Source organism: Gulosibacter sp., assembly GCF_052090685.1.
Lineage (GTDB): Bacteria > Actinomycetota > Actinomycetes > Actinomycetales > Microbacteriaceae > Gulosibacter.
Genome location: NZ_JBQDBE010000028.1, coordinates 1 through 16544 on the forward strand (window position 1 = coordinate 1; position 16544 = coordinate 16544).

Sequence of the window (16544 nt, forward strand, 5' to 3'; positions counted from 1 at the left end):
TTGCCATACTCCATTCTACAAAACTAGAAACGAATTATTGACGCGACACACTAGCTCGCGAGCGAGGGGGTCAGGATGAACAGGTACGCCGCAACGATGATCGCAATTTGGGTGATCGGTCGCGAGATTGTCCAGCGGATAATTCCCTCGGATCGCCTGTGAAGTTCCCCGCGTTGCTGAGTGAGATTCGAATCCAGCCAGTCGTGTTTTACAAGGCCCTGTCGATGCACCCACCAGTCGAAAAGTAGCGTGAAGAACGGCGGGATGGAGCAGGCCCAGGCGACCAGGAACATCCACCACGACCAGCGCCCATTGAGCCCGACCACCCAGGCAACAAAGATGTAGCCGAGGAATGCGACACCGTGCGCCGCTCCCGCGAACGCGACCAGCACATCCCCGAGTTCGGGTGCCCACACGTACTTCGTGAGCATCGCGAGGATGAGGAACGCCCAGGTGCAGGCCTCGACGATCGAGGCGACGTGGAGAAAACGGGAGGGGCGCATCCGTGCCAGTCTAGTTGGCTTCGAGGCGACGGCGGCGTCTCGCTGAAGCCACCGAGGTGAACCAGACCGCGAGAATGATCGCGACAATCCCGACCCACTGCAGAATCGAGATCTGCTCATTGAGGATCAGTACCCCACCAACCACTGCCACGAGCGGCTGGGTGAGCAGCAGCATTGATCCGGTGGATGAGTCGAGTCGCGGCAGGGCGCTCGAGGTCGTGACCCAGCCAATCACCTGGCTCAGGAGCGCCATCGCGATGAGGATCATCAGTGGCGTGAAGTCCGGCGTGAAGTTTGGTGCGCCGAAGAAGGATGCGACCGCGGTACCGACGATCATGGCGGTGAAGGAGGAGAGGAACACGTTCGTGGAGGCGTGACCTGTGGGTCGTGAGCGGCCGATGATCATGATGTAGCCCGCGTAGGCGAAGCCACCGGCGACCGCGAGGGCAACGCCGAGGAACGCATCCCCGGTGAGATCGCCCTGCTCGATCACGCCGCTGAGGAGGACCACGCCGCCGAGCATCACGGGAATTGCCGCGATGAAGGGCAGCGTCATTTTTTCGCGGAAAATCACGAATGCGAGCAGTGGCACGATGATCACCTGGAGATTGCCGGCCACGGTTGCGATGCCGGCGCCCGCGAGCATGACTCCGGGGATCCAGAGCCCGACGTCGAGGCCGAAGAAGACTCCGGCGAGCAGGTGCAGGATGACCGGGCGTGCCTTCATCGGGCCGTTCATGCGCCATTCCATGATCGCGAATACCGCGAGCGGGATCAGCGCAATTGCGAAGCGGAAGAACACCGCGGTGGCTGCGTTTTCGCCCGACATGCGTGTGAGCACTGGGTTCATGCCGACCGCGAGGGAGCCCATGAGAGCGACCACGCGTGGGTCGATCTTATTGAGGAATCCGAAGAGGTCTTTTGGGACGGGGCGGCCAGCACCCTCGAGACGGCGCGCTTCCTCGAGTGAGATTGAGGTGGTGATCGGCGTGGTCGAGGTGCCGAGCACCGGCGCCGAAGAGACGAAATCGTCAATGTCGGGTGAGGGTGCAATAGGCACGCCCGTGGTCGTGGTGTTGATGCGCTCGAATCGGTCGCGCTGCTCTTTCTTCGGGTTCGCCCAATGGGATCGGTCCAACTCGCCGAATTCGTCTCGCACTCCTGCACCCCGTTTCGTCGCTCTACTGCCTGTGCTGTTCGCTCTGATAGCTGTGCACGTCGCTCTAAATCCTAGGGTCAGAGCGCAATTTCAGACACAGTCATTGCATGAACGCGCGGCGACCTTTTTGTGCGTTGGCACTGCGTCGGACGCCGCCACCCCATTCTGAAAAAGTGCCAACAGAGGCGCGACACGCCGCCGACACGCCGGCGGGTTTCCCGCTCGTGGCACTTTTTCAGGAGGCGGGTGGCAAACGGGTCCCGCCGCGCGAGACTACGCGGCGGCGAGGGAGCGGAGGACGCTCGCGAACATCCCGAGGCCGTCGATCCCCGAACGCATCCGCTCGGTGGTGTCGGGTCCGTAGCCGCGCTCGACCGCGTGCTCTGGGTGCGGCATCAGGCCGACCACGTTTCCGGCCTCATTGCGGACACCGGCGATGTCGTTCGCCGAACCATTCGGGTTCGCGCCGAGGTAGCGGAAGGCGACGAGCCCCTCGCCCTCGATGCGCTTGAGTGTTTCGGCATCGGCGATGTAGCCGCCCTCGCCGTTCTTGAGCGGGATGACGATTTCCTCGTCCTGCTCGTACAGCGAAGTCCACGGGGTGTCGATGTTCTCAACGCGCAAGCGCTGATCGCGGCAGACGAAGCGGCCGTGGTCATTGCGGATCAACCCGCCGGGCAGCAAGTGCGCCTCAACGAGCATCTGGAAACCATTGCAAATGCCGAGCACCGGCAGGCCCTTGCCCGCCTGGTCGATGAGCTCCGACATGATCGGGGCCTGCGCCGCGATCGCACCGCAGCGCAGGTAGTCGCCGTAACTGAAACCACCGGGCAGTACCACCGCATCCACACCCTGCAGGTCGCGATCGGCGTGCCAGAGCGCGACAGCCTCGCCGCCGGCAATCTCTACCGCGCGCTGCGCGTCGCGGTCATCGAGCGAACCGGGGAAAGTGATGACTCCTACGCGCACGTCTACTCGCCCTCAACGTTCTGGCGGGCCTGCTCATCGCTCGCGGCGCCGGTGGGGAGGAACCCGTCATCGGTCACAGTTTCGGTCTGCGCGGGGTCGAAGGGCTCCTCATCGGCAACCTCGATCGAGATGACGTCTTCAATCACGTCATTCGAGAGCAGGTTCGCGGCGAGCTCAGCAATTTCTTCGAGTAGTTCGGGGGTCGCCTCACGATCGGTGGTGATCTCGAAGCGCTTGCCGATGCGGACATCCGTGAGGTATTCACGACCACTGTTCGCAAGTGACCGCTGCACGGCCTTACCAGCGGGGTCAAGCAGTTCCTGCTTGGGCATGACCTGCACGAGAATTTTCGGCATCGGCACTCCTGAAACTAAGTTGGCGACGGATGCGTCCCATCCTAGCCGCGGTCGACGAGGGACTAACCCACCCTGGTGACGATGACCCACCCTAATGAGGATGACCGTCCAGGCAAAGTGCGCAAGGATTGGTCAGGTTCGAAGGGAGATGCCATGAGCAAGGATGAACCAATGACTTGGTCTGCTGATGAGCTACAAGACGAAGCGACAGACCGGTCGAAGGACGAAGAGGCGCAGAAGCAGGGTCGCCTCGCGCCGCTCAAGCGGCCATCGGCAGCATGGACTGACGGTATGGGGCTCGTGTCAGTTCGTTCCCTGCAGTTCCTGCTGATTCTCGCGGCGGCCGCCATCGTGATCTTCGGTGTCTTGCAAGTCACGATCGTGGTGATTCCGCTCCTGCTTGCGCTCATCATCGCCTCGGCGATGGAACCGGTGCTCTCGTGGCTCGGTTCAAAGGGGTGGCCGCGACTGCTCTCCACGGTATTCGTGTTGCTTGTGGTCGTTGTGCTGCTCGGCGGCGCAATTTGGCTCGTCGTCGCGCAGGTTATGGCGCAATGGGATGACATGGCGGCCGCGGTGACAGAAGGCATTACCCAGCTCATTTCGTGGTGGAACTCGACCTTCCCGCAGTTCGAACTCAACGAGCAAGCGCTCACCGATCTGTGGGCCACCGCGCAAGGCTGGCTGAGCAACCTCAACTACGGCGCACTCGGATCGGGTGTCGCTTCGGGAATCGGAGCCTTCGCATCCTTCGCGACCTCGGCCGTGCTGTTCGTGGTGATCCTCTTCTTCTTCCTCAAAGACGGGCCGTCGATTTGGTCCTTCTTGATCAAGCCATTCAAGGATGCGCAGCACCGTCGTGCGGAACTCATGGGTCTGCGCGCGGTCGGCGTGATGGGCGGCTACGTGCGCGGCACCGTGATCGTTGCCCTCGTGGATGCGATCTTCATCGGCTTGGGACTGGTCATTCTGCAGGTGCCACTCGCACTACCGCTCGCGCTGGTCGTGTTCATTACGGCGTTCATCCCGGTCGTGGGTGCAACGCTCGCAGGAATCATTGCTGCGCTCGTGACCCTCGTGACGAACGGCTTCTGGCCCGCGATCATTGTCGTGATCATTGTGGTGGTCGTGAACCAGCTCGAAGGCAATCTCTTGCAGCCGATTGTGCTCGGCCGTTCGCTCAAACTTCACGAGCTCGTCGTGCTGCTCGCACTGACCACGGGTACGATCCTCGGCGGCATCATCGGAACGCTCATGGCGGTGCCGCTCACGGCCGTCGGTTGGGCGCTCATCCGTGCTTGGAACGAACCGCTGCCCGAGCTTGAACGAGACCCGGATGGTGACTCGATTCGAGACCGCTTACGTGAGAACTGGCGGAACCGCTCGGCCGGCGCAAAGGCCGACGCAACGTAGCCGGCGGGCTGGCGCGCTTGGCCATCCGGGCGCGCGATCTGCAGCGCCACTCGGCCGACCGGGGCTGCCAGGGCTGCCCGCCAGAGCGCGCTACCTAGCGCTCACTAACCCGCCAACCGCGTCAACAGCTCGCGATAGCGAGCCACCGTGCGCTCCACGATCTCCTCGGGGAGCGCGGGTGGCTGGCCCTGCCCATCCCAGTTCTCGCGCAGCCAGTTCCGCACGATTTGCTTGTCGAAGGACGCCAGGCGCTCGGCCAGTGGCAGATCGTAGTTCGAGTACAGGGATGCATCCCAGTAGCGCGAAGAGTCTGAGGTGAGTACCTCGTCCGCGAGGGTGATCTGCCCGGTGGCGGGGTCAACGCCGAACTCAAACTTGGTGTCGGCCAGGATGACGCCGCGCTCGGCGGCGCGGGAACTCGCGTTCCGGAAGAGCCAGAGCGACATGTCTCGGAGGCTGGCCGCCGCGTCCGACCCAACGATCTCAACCACGCGCTCGAAGGAGATGTTCTCGTCGTGCTCGCCCTGCGGCGCCTTCCACGCGGGGGTGAAGATCGGCTCGGGGAGGCGGTCGCCGTCACCCAATCCGGCGGGCAGGCGCACGCCGCACACGGCACCGGTTTCCTGGTACTCCTTGAGTCCGGAACCGGTGAGGTAGCCGCGCACCACGCACTCGATCGGGAACATATTGAGTTTCGCGACGCGCATGGACCGTGCGGCGACGTCGGTCGGTAGGCCGGTGGCCCATCCCTCCGGTTCGCGAAGGTGGTTCGGGATGTCGAGGGCGGCGAACCACCAGCGACTCAGCTGGGTGAGCAGCTCACCCTTGCCCGGAATTTCGGGTTCGAGGATGTGGTCAAACGCGGAGACGCGATTGCTCGCGACGACGAGCAGGGCGGCTGCGTCGGTCTCGGATTTGAAGACCTCGCGGACCTTGCCTGAGTAGACGTGACGCCAGCCGGGCAGGTGCCCGGTGTTGTGAAAAGCGGCGAGATCGATGCCGCTGGACACCGCGGTCTGCGCCGCGATGGGGGTGTCTTCGAGACCGGGTGAGGTCTGGCCGGTTGACTGGCCGGGGTTCTCCTCTGCCGGGGCGGCGGGCATCGCCTGATAGGCCTGCTCGGCCATTTCGTTCGCGGCACGCTCCGAGGCGCCAGCCTGTGCGGAAGAGATCCGGCCATCGCGAGCAAACATCGAATTCTGCAGCGCGGCACCGGTCTGTGCGATATCGGTGCGGAATTGGCCGCCCTCGAGGCGAATCTGGCTCAGCGCGGTATAGGCGAGGTGGCGCGCATCCTGCAACGTATCGCCGGTGCCCACCACGTTGAGGACGCGGCCGCCGGTGGCGGTAATGCTCTTGTCGTCGGCGCCGGTTGCGGCGTGGAGGACCTGCGCGCCCGAAGCCAGCGCATCCTCAAGCCCGAGAATTTCGCGACCGGAACGCACCTGGTCGGGGTAGCCCTCCGAGGCGAGCACCACGGTGACCGCCGAGCGGCCGTTCAGCTGCAGGTCTTCAGGATGCTGCGCGAGAGTTTCGTTGCCGGAAGCCACCAGCAGCGGCGAGAGCGGTTCGGCGAGGCGCTGGAGTACGACCTGCGTTTCGGGGTCGCCGAAGCGCGCGTTGAACTCGATGACGCGGATCCCCGCGGCGGTGACGATGAGTCCGCAGTACAGCAGGCCCTGGAAAGGGTTGCCGGCTTCGCGCATCGTGTCGATCACCGGCTGTGCGACATCGCGCACCACTTCGGCCATGAACGCACGTTCGCCGCCGAAGCGATCCTCGAGGAAGGGCACGGGCGAGTAGGCGCCCATGCCACCGGTGTTCGGGCCGGCGTCGTCGTTGTAGAGACGCTTGAAGTCTTGGGCCGGCGGCAGCGCGCGCACCGTGTGACCATCCGAAATGCAAAACAGCGAAACTTCGAGGCCGTCGAGGAACTCCTCAACAAGCACGGGGCCGTGTGCGAGCCAGTGCTCGGCGTGGCGAAGCGCATCGCTGCGGTCGCTTGTGACCATGACGCCCTTGCCCGAGGCGAGGCCGTCCGCCTTCACGACATAGGGGGCGCCGAACTCGTCGATGGTGGCGGCCACATCGGCCAGCTCGGTGAGTAGCCGCGCGCGTCCGGTCGGTACGCCCGCGCGCTGCATGATGTCCTTGGCGAAGGTCTTCGAGCCCTCGATCTGTGAGGCGGCCTTCGAGGGGCCGAACACGTTGATGCCCTTCGCGCGCACGGCATCGGCGACGCCGGCGACCAGCGGGGCTTCCGGACCGATCACGACCAGGTCGATCTGCTCATCCTCAGCGAACTCAGCGATGAGGTCGGGCTTGGTCTGGTCCATGCGAATGCGGTTCGCGATGGATTCCATTCCGATGTTGCCGGGGGCCACAATGAGTTCGTGGGTCCCCTCACTTGCAAGCGAGCTAACGATGGCGTGCTCACGCGCGCCTGAGCCAAGTACGAGAATCTTCACGCGCACCAGGCTACCGGGATAGCGGAGAATTAGCGGATGGCACGAGTGAAAATTGAGGATGCGGTGGGTCTTGCGGCCGTTCAGGACTGGCTTTCAGCGCAAGAAAATGGCAAGGATGCGGGGCGGCCTGTTGTCGCGACGGCGGTACGCTATTCCTTGCAATTGCTGGCCGAGAGGGTGCCGGGGAACGCGGTCGAGGTGCGGGTGCCGCCGTTTGGTGCGGTGCAGTGCGTGGAGGGGCCGGGGCACACCCGGGGCACGCCTCCGAATGTGATTGAACTCCCAGCCGAACTCTGGCTGGGGCTCGCCACGGGCATCCTCGCGTGGGATGACGCGGTGGCGAGCGGACAGCTGCACGCCTCCGGAGTGCGGGCGGATGTGTCGTTTGCGCTGCCGCTTGTGCGTGCTGCGGGTTCGTAGCTGTTGCCGTTTGTGCGTCCGGCAGACTCCTGACCGTAGTGGCTTGTGCGGTCGGTGCTCGTCACTGCTGTTGCCGGTGCTCGTCGCCGTTGCGGTCGGCTCGGTCGGTGGGGACATCACTGTTGCCGCCGGTGCTAAACCGATTTAGGCTCAGGTGGATTGGTCTTCGCGCTCAAGGAGGAAACCGATGACTGCACTCATCGCCGGCTACGCTCGCACCCCGTTCACCCGCTTCACCGGACAACTCGCCGCTCAGCCCGCGACCGTGCTCGGCGCGCACGCGGCCCGCGCCGCCCTCGAGCGCGCGGGAGTCGCCCCCGAGCAGGTTGAACAGGTCGTGGTGGGACAGGTCCTGCAGGCGGGCGCGGGGCAGAACCCGGCGCGACAGACTGCCGTTGGTGCTGGCGTGCCGTTCACCGTTCCCGCCATCACGGTGAATGCGGTGTGCCTCTCGGGCGCGGAAGCCGTGAGTCAGGCGGTGCGGCTCGTTAACGCCGGCGAGGCCGAAATCGTGCTTGCGGTCGGACAGGAGTCGATGTCGCTCGCACCCCACGTGATTCCGCTGCGCGCCGGACACAAATACGGAGATGCGCCGATAGTCGACACGATCGACCACGACGGCCTCACCGACGCCTTCGACCAGGTCGCGATGGGCGCCCTCACCGAAGACGGCAATCGGCCGCTCGCGCTCACGCGCGAAGAGCAGGATGCGTTTGCCGCGACCTCGCATCAGCGGGCTTCCGCAAGTGCCGAGTTTTTGCGTGGCGAGATTGCACCGTTCACGGTGCAGTCGCGGCGCGGCGACTCAGTTGTGGATGCCGACGATGGGATCAGGCCCGACACGACCGCCGAGTCGCTGGTGGGGCTGCGCGCGGCATTCGCGAAAGACGGCACGATCACCGCGGGCAACGCATCCCAAATTACCGACGGCGCCGCAGCGCTTGTCATCGTCAGCGAAGCGGCCGCGGCGAAACTTGCACTCCGTCCGTTGGCGCGCGTTGAGGCAACGGCGTTCGTTGCTGGACCCGATGTGCAGCTGCACTCGCAACCGGCGCGCGCGATCACTGCGGCGCTCGCGAAAGTCGCAGGCGGCGCATCCGCAAGTGACCTGAAGTCGGTCGAGATCAACGAGGCCTTCGCCGCAGTCGGGGTGCAATCCGCTCGTGAGCTGGGGGTGGATGCGGCGGTCGTCAACCCACACGGCGGGGCGATTGCGCTCGGTCACCCGATCGGTGCCTCCGGTGCGCGAATCATCGGAACCCTTGCGCGCGAGCTCCAGGCGCACGGTTCTCGGGCGCTTGGTGCCGTCGGAATTTGCGGCGGCGGTGGGCAGGGAAGCGCGGTCGTCTTGCGTGCGCTGTAGCGGATGGGTAATCCGTTCCGAATTGGTGAGACAATAGCGGCTATGCCTACTGACCCCGAGGCCACCGAGCCACACGCGAACGAACCGAACGAGTCCGAAGTCGCCAGCGCATCCAAGCGTGAGGATCTCACGGTCGTGGAGGTTCGCCCGGGCGTCAACATCACCGGATGGATCTGGGGCGGGGCCGCACTCGGGCTCGTGCTGAGTGCGGTGTTTGCCTATGCGCTGCCGCAGAACTCAGAGTTCACCCGCGGCCAGGTGTTCGGCTTCCTTGCGGTGTTCTTGACTGCGCTGACGGCCGTGCTCGTCACCGGCATTGGGCTAATTGTGGACTTCATCGTCGGGCGTACCGGCACACCGACGCGGGTCGTGCTGCAGCGTGTTCCCAGCGAGGATGAGGTTGCCGCTGACGTTGCTGATGCTGCCGATGCTGGCACTGCTGACGTTGCGGATGCTGGCGCTGCGGACCAGTCGGGCTCGGACGTCGCGTCAGGCGCGGACAAAGCCGCCGGGTCCGGAACCTCCACCGGAAATAAACCAGCACCTAATCCGTCGGCTGTCCCGGACACCGAGGTAGACCCGAAGGGGTAGCGCCACCGAGGTAAACGGGCGCGAGCCAGCCGTAGTCCCCTGTGACCTCTTGACGGCCTTCTCGAAGTAGGCGAGAGAGCCATCTTGACTCTGATCACCCGGACATCGGGCACCTAATCATGGGCCGTTGCGCTCATCATGGTTGCTTACGGTCTTGATCATGGGTCGCAGCGCTCACCACGGTTGCTTACGGTCCTGATCATGGTTCGTAGCGCTCATCATGGTTGGTACTTGACCCATGATGAGCGCTACATGCCCGGGCTACGGCGCCGCGTGTCTTCGGGACGTCGCTCTCTCGGATTTCGTACCCCTAATCATGGGTCGTAGCGCTCATCATGGTTGGTACTTGACCCATGATGAGCGCTGCGTGCCCGGGCTACGGCGCTGCGTGCCCGACAAACGGCACTGCGTGGTCGACAAACGGCGCTGCGTGCCGCCGCCGCACCGCGCCGCGCCGCGCGCTACGAAACCCGATTCGCCTCGAGGTACGCGAGGTACTCCGGCGTGACGGTGCCGGTGACGTAGTCCCCGGTAAACGGCGACATATCGAGCTCGGTGAGTCCGGTGCCCTCGGTGATCGCGTCGAAGAGGTCGTCGACGTCCTGGAAGATGAGCTTGTCCGCGCCGATCACCTTGCAGATCTCATCCACGCTGCGCGAAGCGGCGACGAGCTCGGCGCGCGTGGGCATATTGATGCCGTACACGTGAGGGTAGCGAACCGCGGGGGCAGCGGATGCGAAGAACACCTTCTTCGCGCCCGCCGCGCGGGCCATGTCGATGATCTGCTTCGATGTCGTTCCACGCACGATCGAGTCGTCGACCAGCAGCACATTCTTGCCCTCGAACTCGCGCTCGAGTGCGTTGAGCTTCTGCCGAACCGACTTCTTCCGGACCTCCTGGCCCGGCATGATGAACGTGCGACCCACATAGCGGTTCTTGTAGAAGCCCTCGCGGTAGGGCAGGCCGAGCTCTTGTGCCAGCTGCATCGCCGAAGGTCGCGCGGAGTCGGGAATCGGCATGACGACGTCGACCTCGCTGACATCCATCTCGCGCTCAACCTTGTGCGCGAGCTTCTCGCCCATGTTCAGCCGGGTGTCGTACACCGAGATGCCGTTCATGACTGAGTCGGGTCGGGCGAGATACACGTACTCAAACGCGCAGGGCGCGAGCCGCGTCTCATCGACACACCGACGCGAGGACATCGTGCCGTTCGTGCCGATGAAGATTGCTTCGCCGGGAGCCACTTCGCGCACGACGTCGTAGCCAAATGCGGTCAAAACGAGCGACTCGGATGCGACCACCCACTCATCGCGACCGTCCTCGCCCATCCGTCGACCGAGAATGAGCGGGCGGATGCCGAATGGGTCGCGGAAGGCGAGCAGGCCGTGCCCGGCGATCACCGCGATCGCAGCGTAGGACCCTTCGACGCGCTTGTGGAGGCTCTCGACCGCATCGAAGATGTCATCGACCGTGAGGTCATTGCCATCGATTGACTGCTGCAACTCATTCGCGAGCACGTTGAGCAGCAGTTCGGTGTCGCTTGAAGAGTTGAGGTGGCGACGGTCCACGCGGAAGAGTTCGTCGGTGAGCTCGCGCGTATTGGTGAGGTTGCCATTGTGGACGAGCAGGATGCCGTACGGTGCGTTGACGTAAAACGGCTGCACCTCGTCGTCGGTGCTCGCACCCGAGGTTGCGTAGCGGACGTGGCCGAGGCCGATGTTGCCGAGGAGCGTGCGCATATCGCGGGTGCGGTACGCCTCGCGAACCTGGCCGCTGCGCTTGATGGTGTGGAAAGTATTGCCCGCCGCCGTGGCGATGCCGGTCGAGTCTTGACCGCGGTGCTGCAGGAGCAGGAGCGAGTCGTAAATCTGCTGGTTAACGGGGCTGGATGAGACGTGACCGACGATGCCGCACACGGTGGATGGTGCTCCCTTGGCTGAAGAATTTGGGACAGTTCACCATTCTGTCACCTTCGCGCCGGTTACGGGTGCATCCGGTTCGGATTAGTTGACGCGGACAAGGCAGAATGGCGGGATGGAACATCGAAAGCTGAGTTGGGACGGTTTCTATAACGCGCGCGATCTCGGCGGTCTTCCTCGTATCGGTGGCGGGGAGACCAAGTTTGGGCGGTTCGCGCGTTCCGCGGATTTCCGCTTTGTGACGGATGAGGGACTTGAAGCACTCGGCTCGAGTGGTTTTCAAACGGTGCTCGATCTGCGCAACGACTTCGAGACACGACTGAAGCCGAGGAATGAAAACGAGGCGCAGGCCAATGCTCACCGCGTTCCGCCCACGCCCGAGCCGCCGTTCCCGGACGGTATTTTCGGGGTGCGCGTGCCGCTGGATGCGACCGGTGACATTGAGTTTTGGAAGCGGCTTGCGGGGGAGGGCCGGCTCGGTTCGCCGCGCTTCTTCAGCCCGGTCATCAAGGAACAGCCGCATCGTGTCGTGGCGGTACTTCGTGCGCTTGCGGCATCCCCGGGCGGCGTCCTCTATCACTGCGCAATCGGTCGAGACCGGACGGGGCTGCTGACCTTCGCCTTGCTCGCGCTCGCCGAAGTCGAACCCGCCGCAATCGCTGCCGACTACGCCCTGAGTGCCGGAGAACTTGGCCCCTTCTTCAAACGACTCGACTTCCCAGACCGCGCGGAGGCAATCGCGGCACGGCTCGCCGAGCAGGGATACACGATCGAATCAGCGGTCGTGGAGCAGCTCGAGGAATTTGACCCCTGGGCCGATCTCATCGATGCCGGCATGACCGAAGCGGAGCTCATTTCGCTGCGCTCGCGGTTGGTGGACTAGTTGCACCAGCCGCACCGCGCCATTCCGCGCTCATCCACTCATCCCCTCGACTAGGCTGGAGCACAGTTTTTGGAGATAGAGGAACCCTGGCGTTTCTCAAAAATCGAGGAGTGGCCTTGACTGAAGAGCGCGACCTGTACGCATCCGCCGGTGTCGATACCCGCGCGGGTGACCACGCCGTTGAGCTGATGAAGCAGGCAGTGCAGGCCACGCACGGCCCCGAGGTGCTCGGCGGTTTCGGCGGCTTCGCGGGGCTGTTCGACGCCTCGAAGCTGCAAGGGATGCGTAAGCCCCTGCTCGCGACCTCAACCGACGGGGTTGGCACCAAGGTCGCGATCGCGCAGGCAATCGACAAGCACGACACCATTGGTCAGGACCTCGTTGGCATGGTCGTGGACGACATCATTGTGGTCGGCGCGGAGCCGCTCTTTATGACCGACTACATCGCCTGTGGCCGCGTGGTCCCAGAGCGCATCGCCGCGATTGTCGAGGGCATCGCGCGCGCTTGCGCTGCGACCGGCACCGCACTCACCGGCGGCGAAACCGCCGAACACCCGGGCCTGCTCGGTCCGGATGACTACGACGTTGCGGGGGCCGCGACCGGTGTCGTGGATGCAGACCGAGTGCTCGGTGCCGAACGCGTGGTCGACGGCGACGTGGTTATCGCGCTTGCCTCCTCAGGCTTGCACTCCAATGGCTACTCACTCGTGCGCCGGATCATCACCGACCGCGGTATCAACTACGCGGACCAGGCCGAAGACTTCGGGCGCACCTGGGGCGAGCAGCTGCTCGAACCGACCCGCCTATACACGGGCGAGCTCGTGCGCATCCTGCGTCGCCCCGATCTCGACGGTGCAATTCACGCCTTCTCCCACGTGACCGGTGGCGGCATCGCCGCGAACCTCGCGCGCGTACTGCCGCAGGGTTCGTGGGTTGAACTTGACCGCTCGCTGTGGTCGCCGCTGCCCGTGTTCCGCGTGCTCACCGATCTAGCCAAGGCGCAGCTGGACGACATGGAAGGCACCTGGAACCTCGGCATCGGCATGTTCGCGATCGTCGCAGCCGAGCAGGCGGATGCGGTGCTCGCCGCTTGCAAGGAAGAGGGCCTTGACGGCTGGGTTGCCGGTCAAATCTCGACTGCCGCTCGCGACTTTGCAGGCTTCGAGCAGGGTGCGAAGGGCGTCGACGGTGGTGCCGTGCGACTGGTCGGCTCGTACGCCAACTAGCCCGTCGCACGCTTGCCAGAGTTGGCGTAACTAGCGGGCTATAGGGTCCATAAACTCCCTGAGCGCCTATCTACGCCAACTTTTTCACACCGAGACGATCGGATGCACACATCCACCCCAACACCCGGCTCGAGCGCAGCAAGAAGCGACTCCGCACCACTGCGATCGTCGTCGCCGCAGTCATGGCCGTGTCCGCGGTATTCGGCTTCGTGATCGCGAGGGCCTTCAACTATGACAGCAGTAACTACGAGGCTTTCGGCTCATTCCGAACCCGCACGGGCCGAGCGCACAAGGGCATACGCGACATGCATGAGTTCCTCGAGCAGTTTCCCGACGGACTAATAATCACCATCATCGTGCTGCTGTTCATCGCCGCGATCGGCTGTTTCCTCACACTGCCGATGCTGCTACTTCGGCGGCAGCGCCTCAGCGAGCGCGGTCGAGCTCGCGAGTAGCGGCGCGGTGCCCGACAATCACTTGTGCGAGGGCACCCGCGATTGTGCACACGATGGCGAAGCCTGCCGCGGCCAAAAACGGCGCCACGCTAGTCCCGGTCACCATGACCGCGATGCCACCAACCGCGCCGAGACCATTGAGCGGTAGCGCCCACGGCCAGGCCGCGCGGTGCGCAGCCTCCCACGCGGCGGGCGTCGCACGAGTTGCATTCGTGCGGATGCCCGCCATCGTTTCCGGAGTAATTCGCCCCTGGATCGCTGCGCGTACTGCGTACAACGCGATGAGATTGCCGAAGAGGAGCATTACTCCGAGAATGACGGCCATCCCGGTTCCGGGAGCTTGGAGTGACTCCATAGAGTGGCTAGAACCTACGCCAGACGACGCTGGTCGTAGTCTTCGGCGTCTTCGTCGCCTTCTTCATCGTCGATGTAGTCGGCCCACTTGGAGAGCTCGTCTTCTTGATGCTCAGCACGAGAACCCTGCAGTTCTCGCTGCAGTTGCTCATAGTTGGTCTCGGGAACGTTGTACTTCAACTCCCGAGCAACCTTGGTGTACTTTGCCTTCTGACGGCCACGCCCCATGCGTAACCCCCTCAATAGCTCGTGGGCCGGTCGAGCCATGAGTCAGACCGGCCACCATGATGATGAAATCCTTGGACGCGAGTTTACCACGCTGACGAGTCGGAAGCCGGTTCGCACCCACCTGCCCGTATCCTCATTACTGGATGCGTCGGAGTTCCAGGCGCCGCAGCCGCGCCACAACCGACGTCATTACCCCGCAAGGAGATCCAATGTCCGAACTACAACGAATCGACATCGTTGTAATCGGCGCGGGTGCCGCCGGGCTCACGGTGGCATACTCACTCAAGGCGCTGGGACTGGATCCACTCAAAGACTTTATTGTCATGGATGAACAGGCTGGCCCGGGCGCAACCTGGCGAAACGCGTGGGATTTCATGACCATCGGCCAGGGCATCAAAAGTGGCGAACTCGTGGACCTGGCGGGCCAGGCGGAGATCGACCTGAGCTTCGCATCCTTCGACCCGGCAATACGCGCGCGTGAGGTGGTTCCACGCGTGTGGCGCGGCTATGAGGATGCATACGACCTCTTTATTGCGCATTCGGTTCGTGTCAATCGGGTCGCTTCGCACCCGCGCCGCGAAGAACTACGCGTCACCGTTGAACATGCCAATGGTTACCGGCGGACGCTTGAAACGCTGCTGCTCGTCAACGCGACTGGCACCTGGTCGACACCGTTTGTCCCCTGGTTCCCGGGCCTCAACCGATTCCAGGGCACGACGGTGCATGCGCAGAGCGTCGAATCCTTCACCCAATTCGCCAATCAACGCGTTTTGGTCGTCGGCGGCGGACGCACCGCGGTGTCGGTGCTCCTCGAACTCGAACGCCTCGGCGCCAAGACCACGTGGTCGACCCGTCGCAGCCCAGATTTTCTGCAGCCGCCGCGGTTCAGCCTTCGCCGCAGCCGCCCACTGACGGTCGGCGAACTTGGGTTGCACTCGCGTCGTCGCGTGGCACGGCTCGCCGAGCGCGGAAAGCCGATGCCGAGCGATGTCTCGATACGAGGGCTCCCCATGACCCGCGAAGCCTTCGACGCGATTCGCCGCGGCACGCTGCAATCGCGCGGCAATATCCAGTCTTTCGATGAGACCTCAGTGACCTTCATTGATGGCACCACCGAGCAGTTGGATGCGGTGGTCTGGGCCACGGGTGGGCGGGAATCGGCGCGGCACTTGGCTCCGCTGGGGCTGCGGGATGCCGGCGGCACCCCCAAGATCAGCGGCGGTTGGTCGCGTCGTGATCAGCGCGTCGCGTTTCTCGGGTACGGGCCCGGTATCGACACGGCGGATGCGCTGGATGAGGCCATGGAAATCGGCGAAGACACGATTGATCGCCTGGTGGGGTAGAGCCTGGTGGGGTAGTGGCGCCGAATCTGGCGCGGGCGCACCTCCCAGCACCTACGCGATCACTGGCGCATAGAAGAGGAGTGCTCCGGCCAGCGCGAATATGGTGGTGACGACCAACTGGCCGACCGAGTACCAGAGCGCCTGCCAGCCCTTTCCTGACTGCGCGAGTCTCACCACATCCATATTCACGGCGCTGAACGTCGTGAAGCCGCCGAAGAAACCGGTGATGAGCCAGGCCGCGAGCGGACCTTCGATCGCGAAACTGACCGTAATCCCGAGTCCGAACGAGCCGAGCACGTTAATTAACAGTGTCGCCGCCGCGTTGGACCAGCCGCGGCGCTCCTTGAGGAGCTCGCCCAGCAGATAGCGCAGCGCTGAGCCGAGTCCGCCAAAGAGCGCGACGCCGATTGCGATTTCCGGGGTCATGGAATCACCGCCGGTGGTGCGGGTGGCGATTTGGATGCACGGAGCTGAGTCATCCGACCGAGTCGCCATCCCAGCAGGGCAAGTGCCACTCCGCCCACGACCGAAATGACCGCGAGTAGGATGCCGCTCAGGTCACCGACTACTACCCGCGCGGCAACGTCGAAGGCGAGTGCGGAGTAGGTGGTGAAGCCGCCGAGGAAACCCGCGCCGAAGAGCGCGCGCACGCGGTCGTGTTGGCCCAGGGTGAAGGTGACGAGCCACGCAAAGACGAACGCGCCGCTCAGGTTGATGGCGAGCGTCATCCAGGATGCGGCCTCAAAAGGGACTGCCGCAACGAGCGCGGCTCTCGCGAGTGCGCCGAGCGCACCACCAACAAACACCAGCGCCGCATTGCCTAGGAGGCGTGACGCTGGTGTTCGAGGTGTTGCCGGGGGTTCCGCGGCTTGCGGTTCAGAACTCACTCCGCCA

Annotated in this window: 18 protein-coding genes; 8 read left to right on the forward strand and 10 right to left on the reverse strand. The window is 64.1% G+C overall.

All coding sequences use genetic code 11. From position 1 onward, the window contains the following. Window positions 1–50 precede the first annotated feature (50 nt). The 4 genes from ACTHXA_RS14065 to purS all read right to left on the reverse strand — a co-directional run bounded on the left by ACTHXA_RS14065 (window position 51) and on the right by purS (window position 2987). Window positions 51–503: a DUF3817 domain-containing protein gene (locus ACTHXA_RS14065; protein ID WP_441673455.1), complete on the reverse strand. Its 453-nt coding sequence runs from the start codon at window positions 501–503 to the stop codon at window positions 51–53. Window positions 504–513: 10 nt separating this feature from the next. Further along, a complete protein-coding gene (locus ACTHXA_RS14070) occupies window positions 514–1662 on the reverse strand; it encodes a DMT family transporter (RefSeq protein ID WP_441673457.1) in 1149 nt (382 codons plus the stop codon). Window positions 1663–1935: 273 nt separating this feature from the next. After that, window positions 1936–2631 (reverse strand): phosphoribosylformylglycinamidine synthase subunit PurQ, encoded by a 696-nt coding sequence (gene purQ / locus ACTHXA_RS14075; RefSeq protein ID WP_441673458.1) that lies wholly within the window; start codon window positions 2629–2631, stop codon window positions 1936–1938. A 2-nt stretch (window positions 2632–2633) separates the two neighbouring features. Next, complete coding sequence (gene purS / locus ACTHXA_RS14080; protein ID WP_441673460.1) at window positions 2634–2987, reverse strand: phosphoribosylformylglycinamidine synthase subunit PurS; 354 nt, start codon at window positions 2985–2987, stop codon at window positions 2634–2636. Between the two features lie 171 nt (window positions 2988–3158). On the opposite strand from purS, the gene ACTHXA_RS14085 reads away from it, so the two are divergent. Beyond that, the gene (locus tag ACTHXA_RS14085) at window positions 3159–4400 is read left to right on the forward strand and encodes an AI-2E family transporter (RefSeq protein ID WP_441673462.1); all 1242 of its coding nucleotides are present in this window, start codon (window positions 3159–3161) and stop codon (window positions 4398–4400) included. Window positions 4401–4504: 104 nt separating this feature from the next. On the opposite strand, the gene purD is transcribed toward ACTHXA_RS14085, so the two are convergent. After that, on the reverse strand, window positions 4505–6868 hold the full coding sequence (gene purD, locus ACTHXA_RS14090) for a phosphoribosylamine--glycine ligase (protein ID WP_441673464.1): 2364 nt from the start codon (window positions 6866–6868) through the stop codon (window positions 4505–4507). A 36-nt stretch (window positions 6869–6904) separates the two neighbouring features. Between purD and ACTHXA_RS14095 the strand changes: the two genes are divergently transcribed. The 3 genes from ACTHXA_RS14095 to ACTHXA_RS14105 all read left to right on the forward strand — a co-directional run bounded on the left by ACTHXA_RS14095 (window position 6905) and on the right by ACTHXA_RS14105 (window position 9242). After that, entirely contained in the window at window positions 6905–7288 is a 384-nt protein-coding gene (locus ACTHXA_RS14095) for a sterol carrier family protein (protein ID WP_441673466.1), read from the forward strand. Between the two features lie 187 nt (window positions 7289–7475). Beyond that, a complete protein-coding gene (locus tag ACTHXA_RS14100) occupies window positions 7476–8651 on the forward strand; it encodes an acetyl-CoA C-acyltransferase (protein ID WP_441673468.1) in 1176 nt (391 codons plus the stop codon). 42 nt (window positions 8652–8693) lie between these two features. Further along, window positions 8694–9242 carry a hypothetical protein gene (locus ACTHXA_RS14105; RefSeq protein WP_441673470.1) on the forward strand — a complete coding sequence of 183 codons (549 nt, stop codon included), beginning with the start codon at window positions 8694–8696 and terminating at the stop codon, window positions 9240–9242. A gap of 461 nt (window positions 9243–9703) precedes the next feature. Here the strand turns inward: ACTHXA_RS14105 and purF are convergent, their stop codons facing one another. Next, window positions 9704–11158 carry an amidophosphoribosyltransferase gene (gene purF / locus ACTHXA_RS14110; RefSeq protein ID WP_441673472.1) on the reverse strand — a complete coding sequence of 485 codons (1455 nt, stop codon included), beginning with the start codon at window positions 11156–11158 and terminating at the stop codon, window positions 9704–9706. A gap of 118 nt (window positions 11159–11276) precedes the next feature. Here purF and ACTHXA_RS14115 point away from each other — a divergent pair, with 118 nt between their 5' ends. From ACTHXA_RS14115 to ACTHXA_RS14125, 3 genes are all read left to right on the forward strand, one after another. Continuing rightward, window positions 11277–12044, forward strand: a complete 768-nt coding sequence (locus ACTHXA_RS14115; RefSeq protein WP_441673474.1) for a tyrosine-protein phosphatase — start codon at window positions 11277–11279, stop codon at window positions 12042–12044. Between the two features lie 116 nt (window positions 12045–12160). Further along, window positions 12161–13270 carry a phosphoribosylformylglycinamidine cyclo-ligase gene (purM, locus tag ACTHXA_RS14120; RefSeq protein WP_441673476.1) on the forward strand — a complete coding sequence of 370 codons (1110 nt, stop codon included), beginning with the start codon at window positions 12161–12163 and terminating at the stop codon, window positions 13268–13270. Window positions 13271–13452: 182 nt separating this feature from the next. Continuing rightward, a complete protein-coding gene (locus ACTHXA_RS14125) occupies window positions 13453–13725 on the forward strand; it encodes a hypothetical protein (RefSeq protein ID WP_441673478.1) in 273 nt (90 codons plus the stop codon). On the opposite strand, the gene ACTHXA_RS14130 is transcribed toward ACTHXA_RS14125, so the two are convergent. Both ACTHXA_RS14130 and ACTHXA_RS14135 read right to left on the reverse strand, forming a co-directional pair. Next, entirely contained in the window at window positions 13697–14080 is a 384-nt protein-coding gene (locus ACTHXA_RS14130) for a hypothetical protein (protein WP_441673480.1), read from the reverse strand. The genes ACTHXA_RS14125 and ACTHXA_RS14130 overlap by 29 nt on opposite strands. Before the next feature lie 14 nt (window positions 14081–14094). Then, entirely contained in the window at window positions 14095–14307 is a 213-nt protein-coding gene (locus ACTHXA_RS14135) for a DUF3073 domain-containing protein (protein ID WP_441673481.1), read from the reverse strand. A gap of 209 nt (window positions 14308–14516) precedes the next feature. Here ACTHXA_RS14135 and ACTHXA_RS14140 point away from each other — a divergent pair, with 209 nt between their 5' ends. After that, window positions 14517–15650 carry a flavin-containing monooxygenase gene (locus tag ACTHXA_RS14140; RefSeq protein ID WP_441673482.1) on the forward strand — a complete coding sequence of 378 codons (1134 nt, stop codon included), beginning with the start codon at window positions 14517–14519 and terminating at the stop codon, window positions 15648–15650. 51 nt (window positions 15651–15701) lie between these two features. On the opposite strand, the gene ACTHXA_RS14145 is transcribed toward ACTHXA_RS14140, so the two are convergent. Further along, window positions 15702–16076: a fluoride efflux transporter FluC gene (locus tag ACTHXA_RS14145; protein WP_441673484.1), complete on the reverse strand. Its 375-nt coding sequence runs from the start codon at window positions 16074–16076 to the stop codon at window positions 15702–15704. Continuing rightward, window positions 16073–16537 (reverse strand): fluoride efflux transporter FluC, encoded by a 465-nt coding sequence (locus ACTHXA_RS14150; RefSeq protein ID WP_441673486.1) that lies wholly within the window; start codon window positions 16535–16537, stop codon window positions 16073–16075. Before ACTHXA_RS14150 ends, ACTHXA_RS14145 begins: the two co-directional genes overlap by 4 nt. Window positions 16538–16544: the final 7 nt, after the last annotated feature.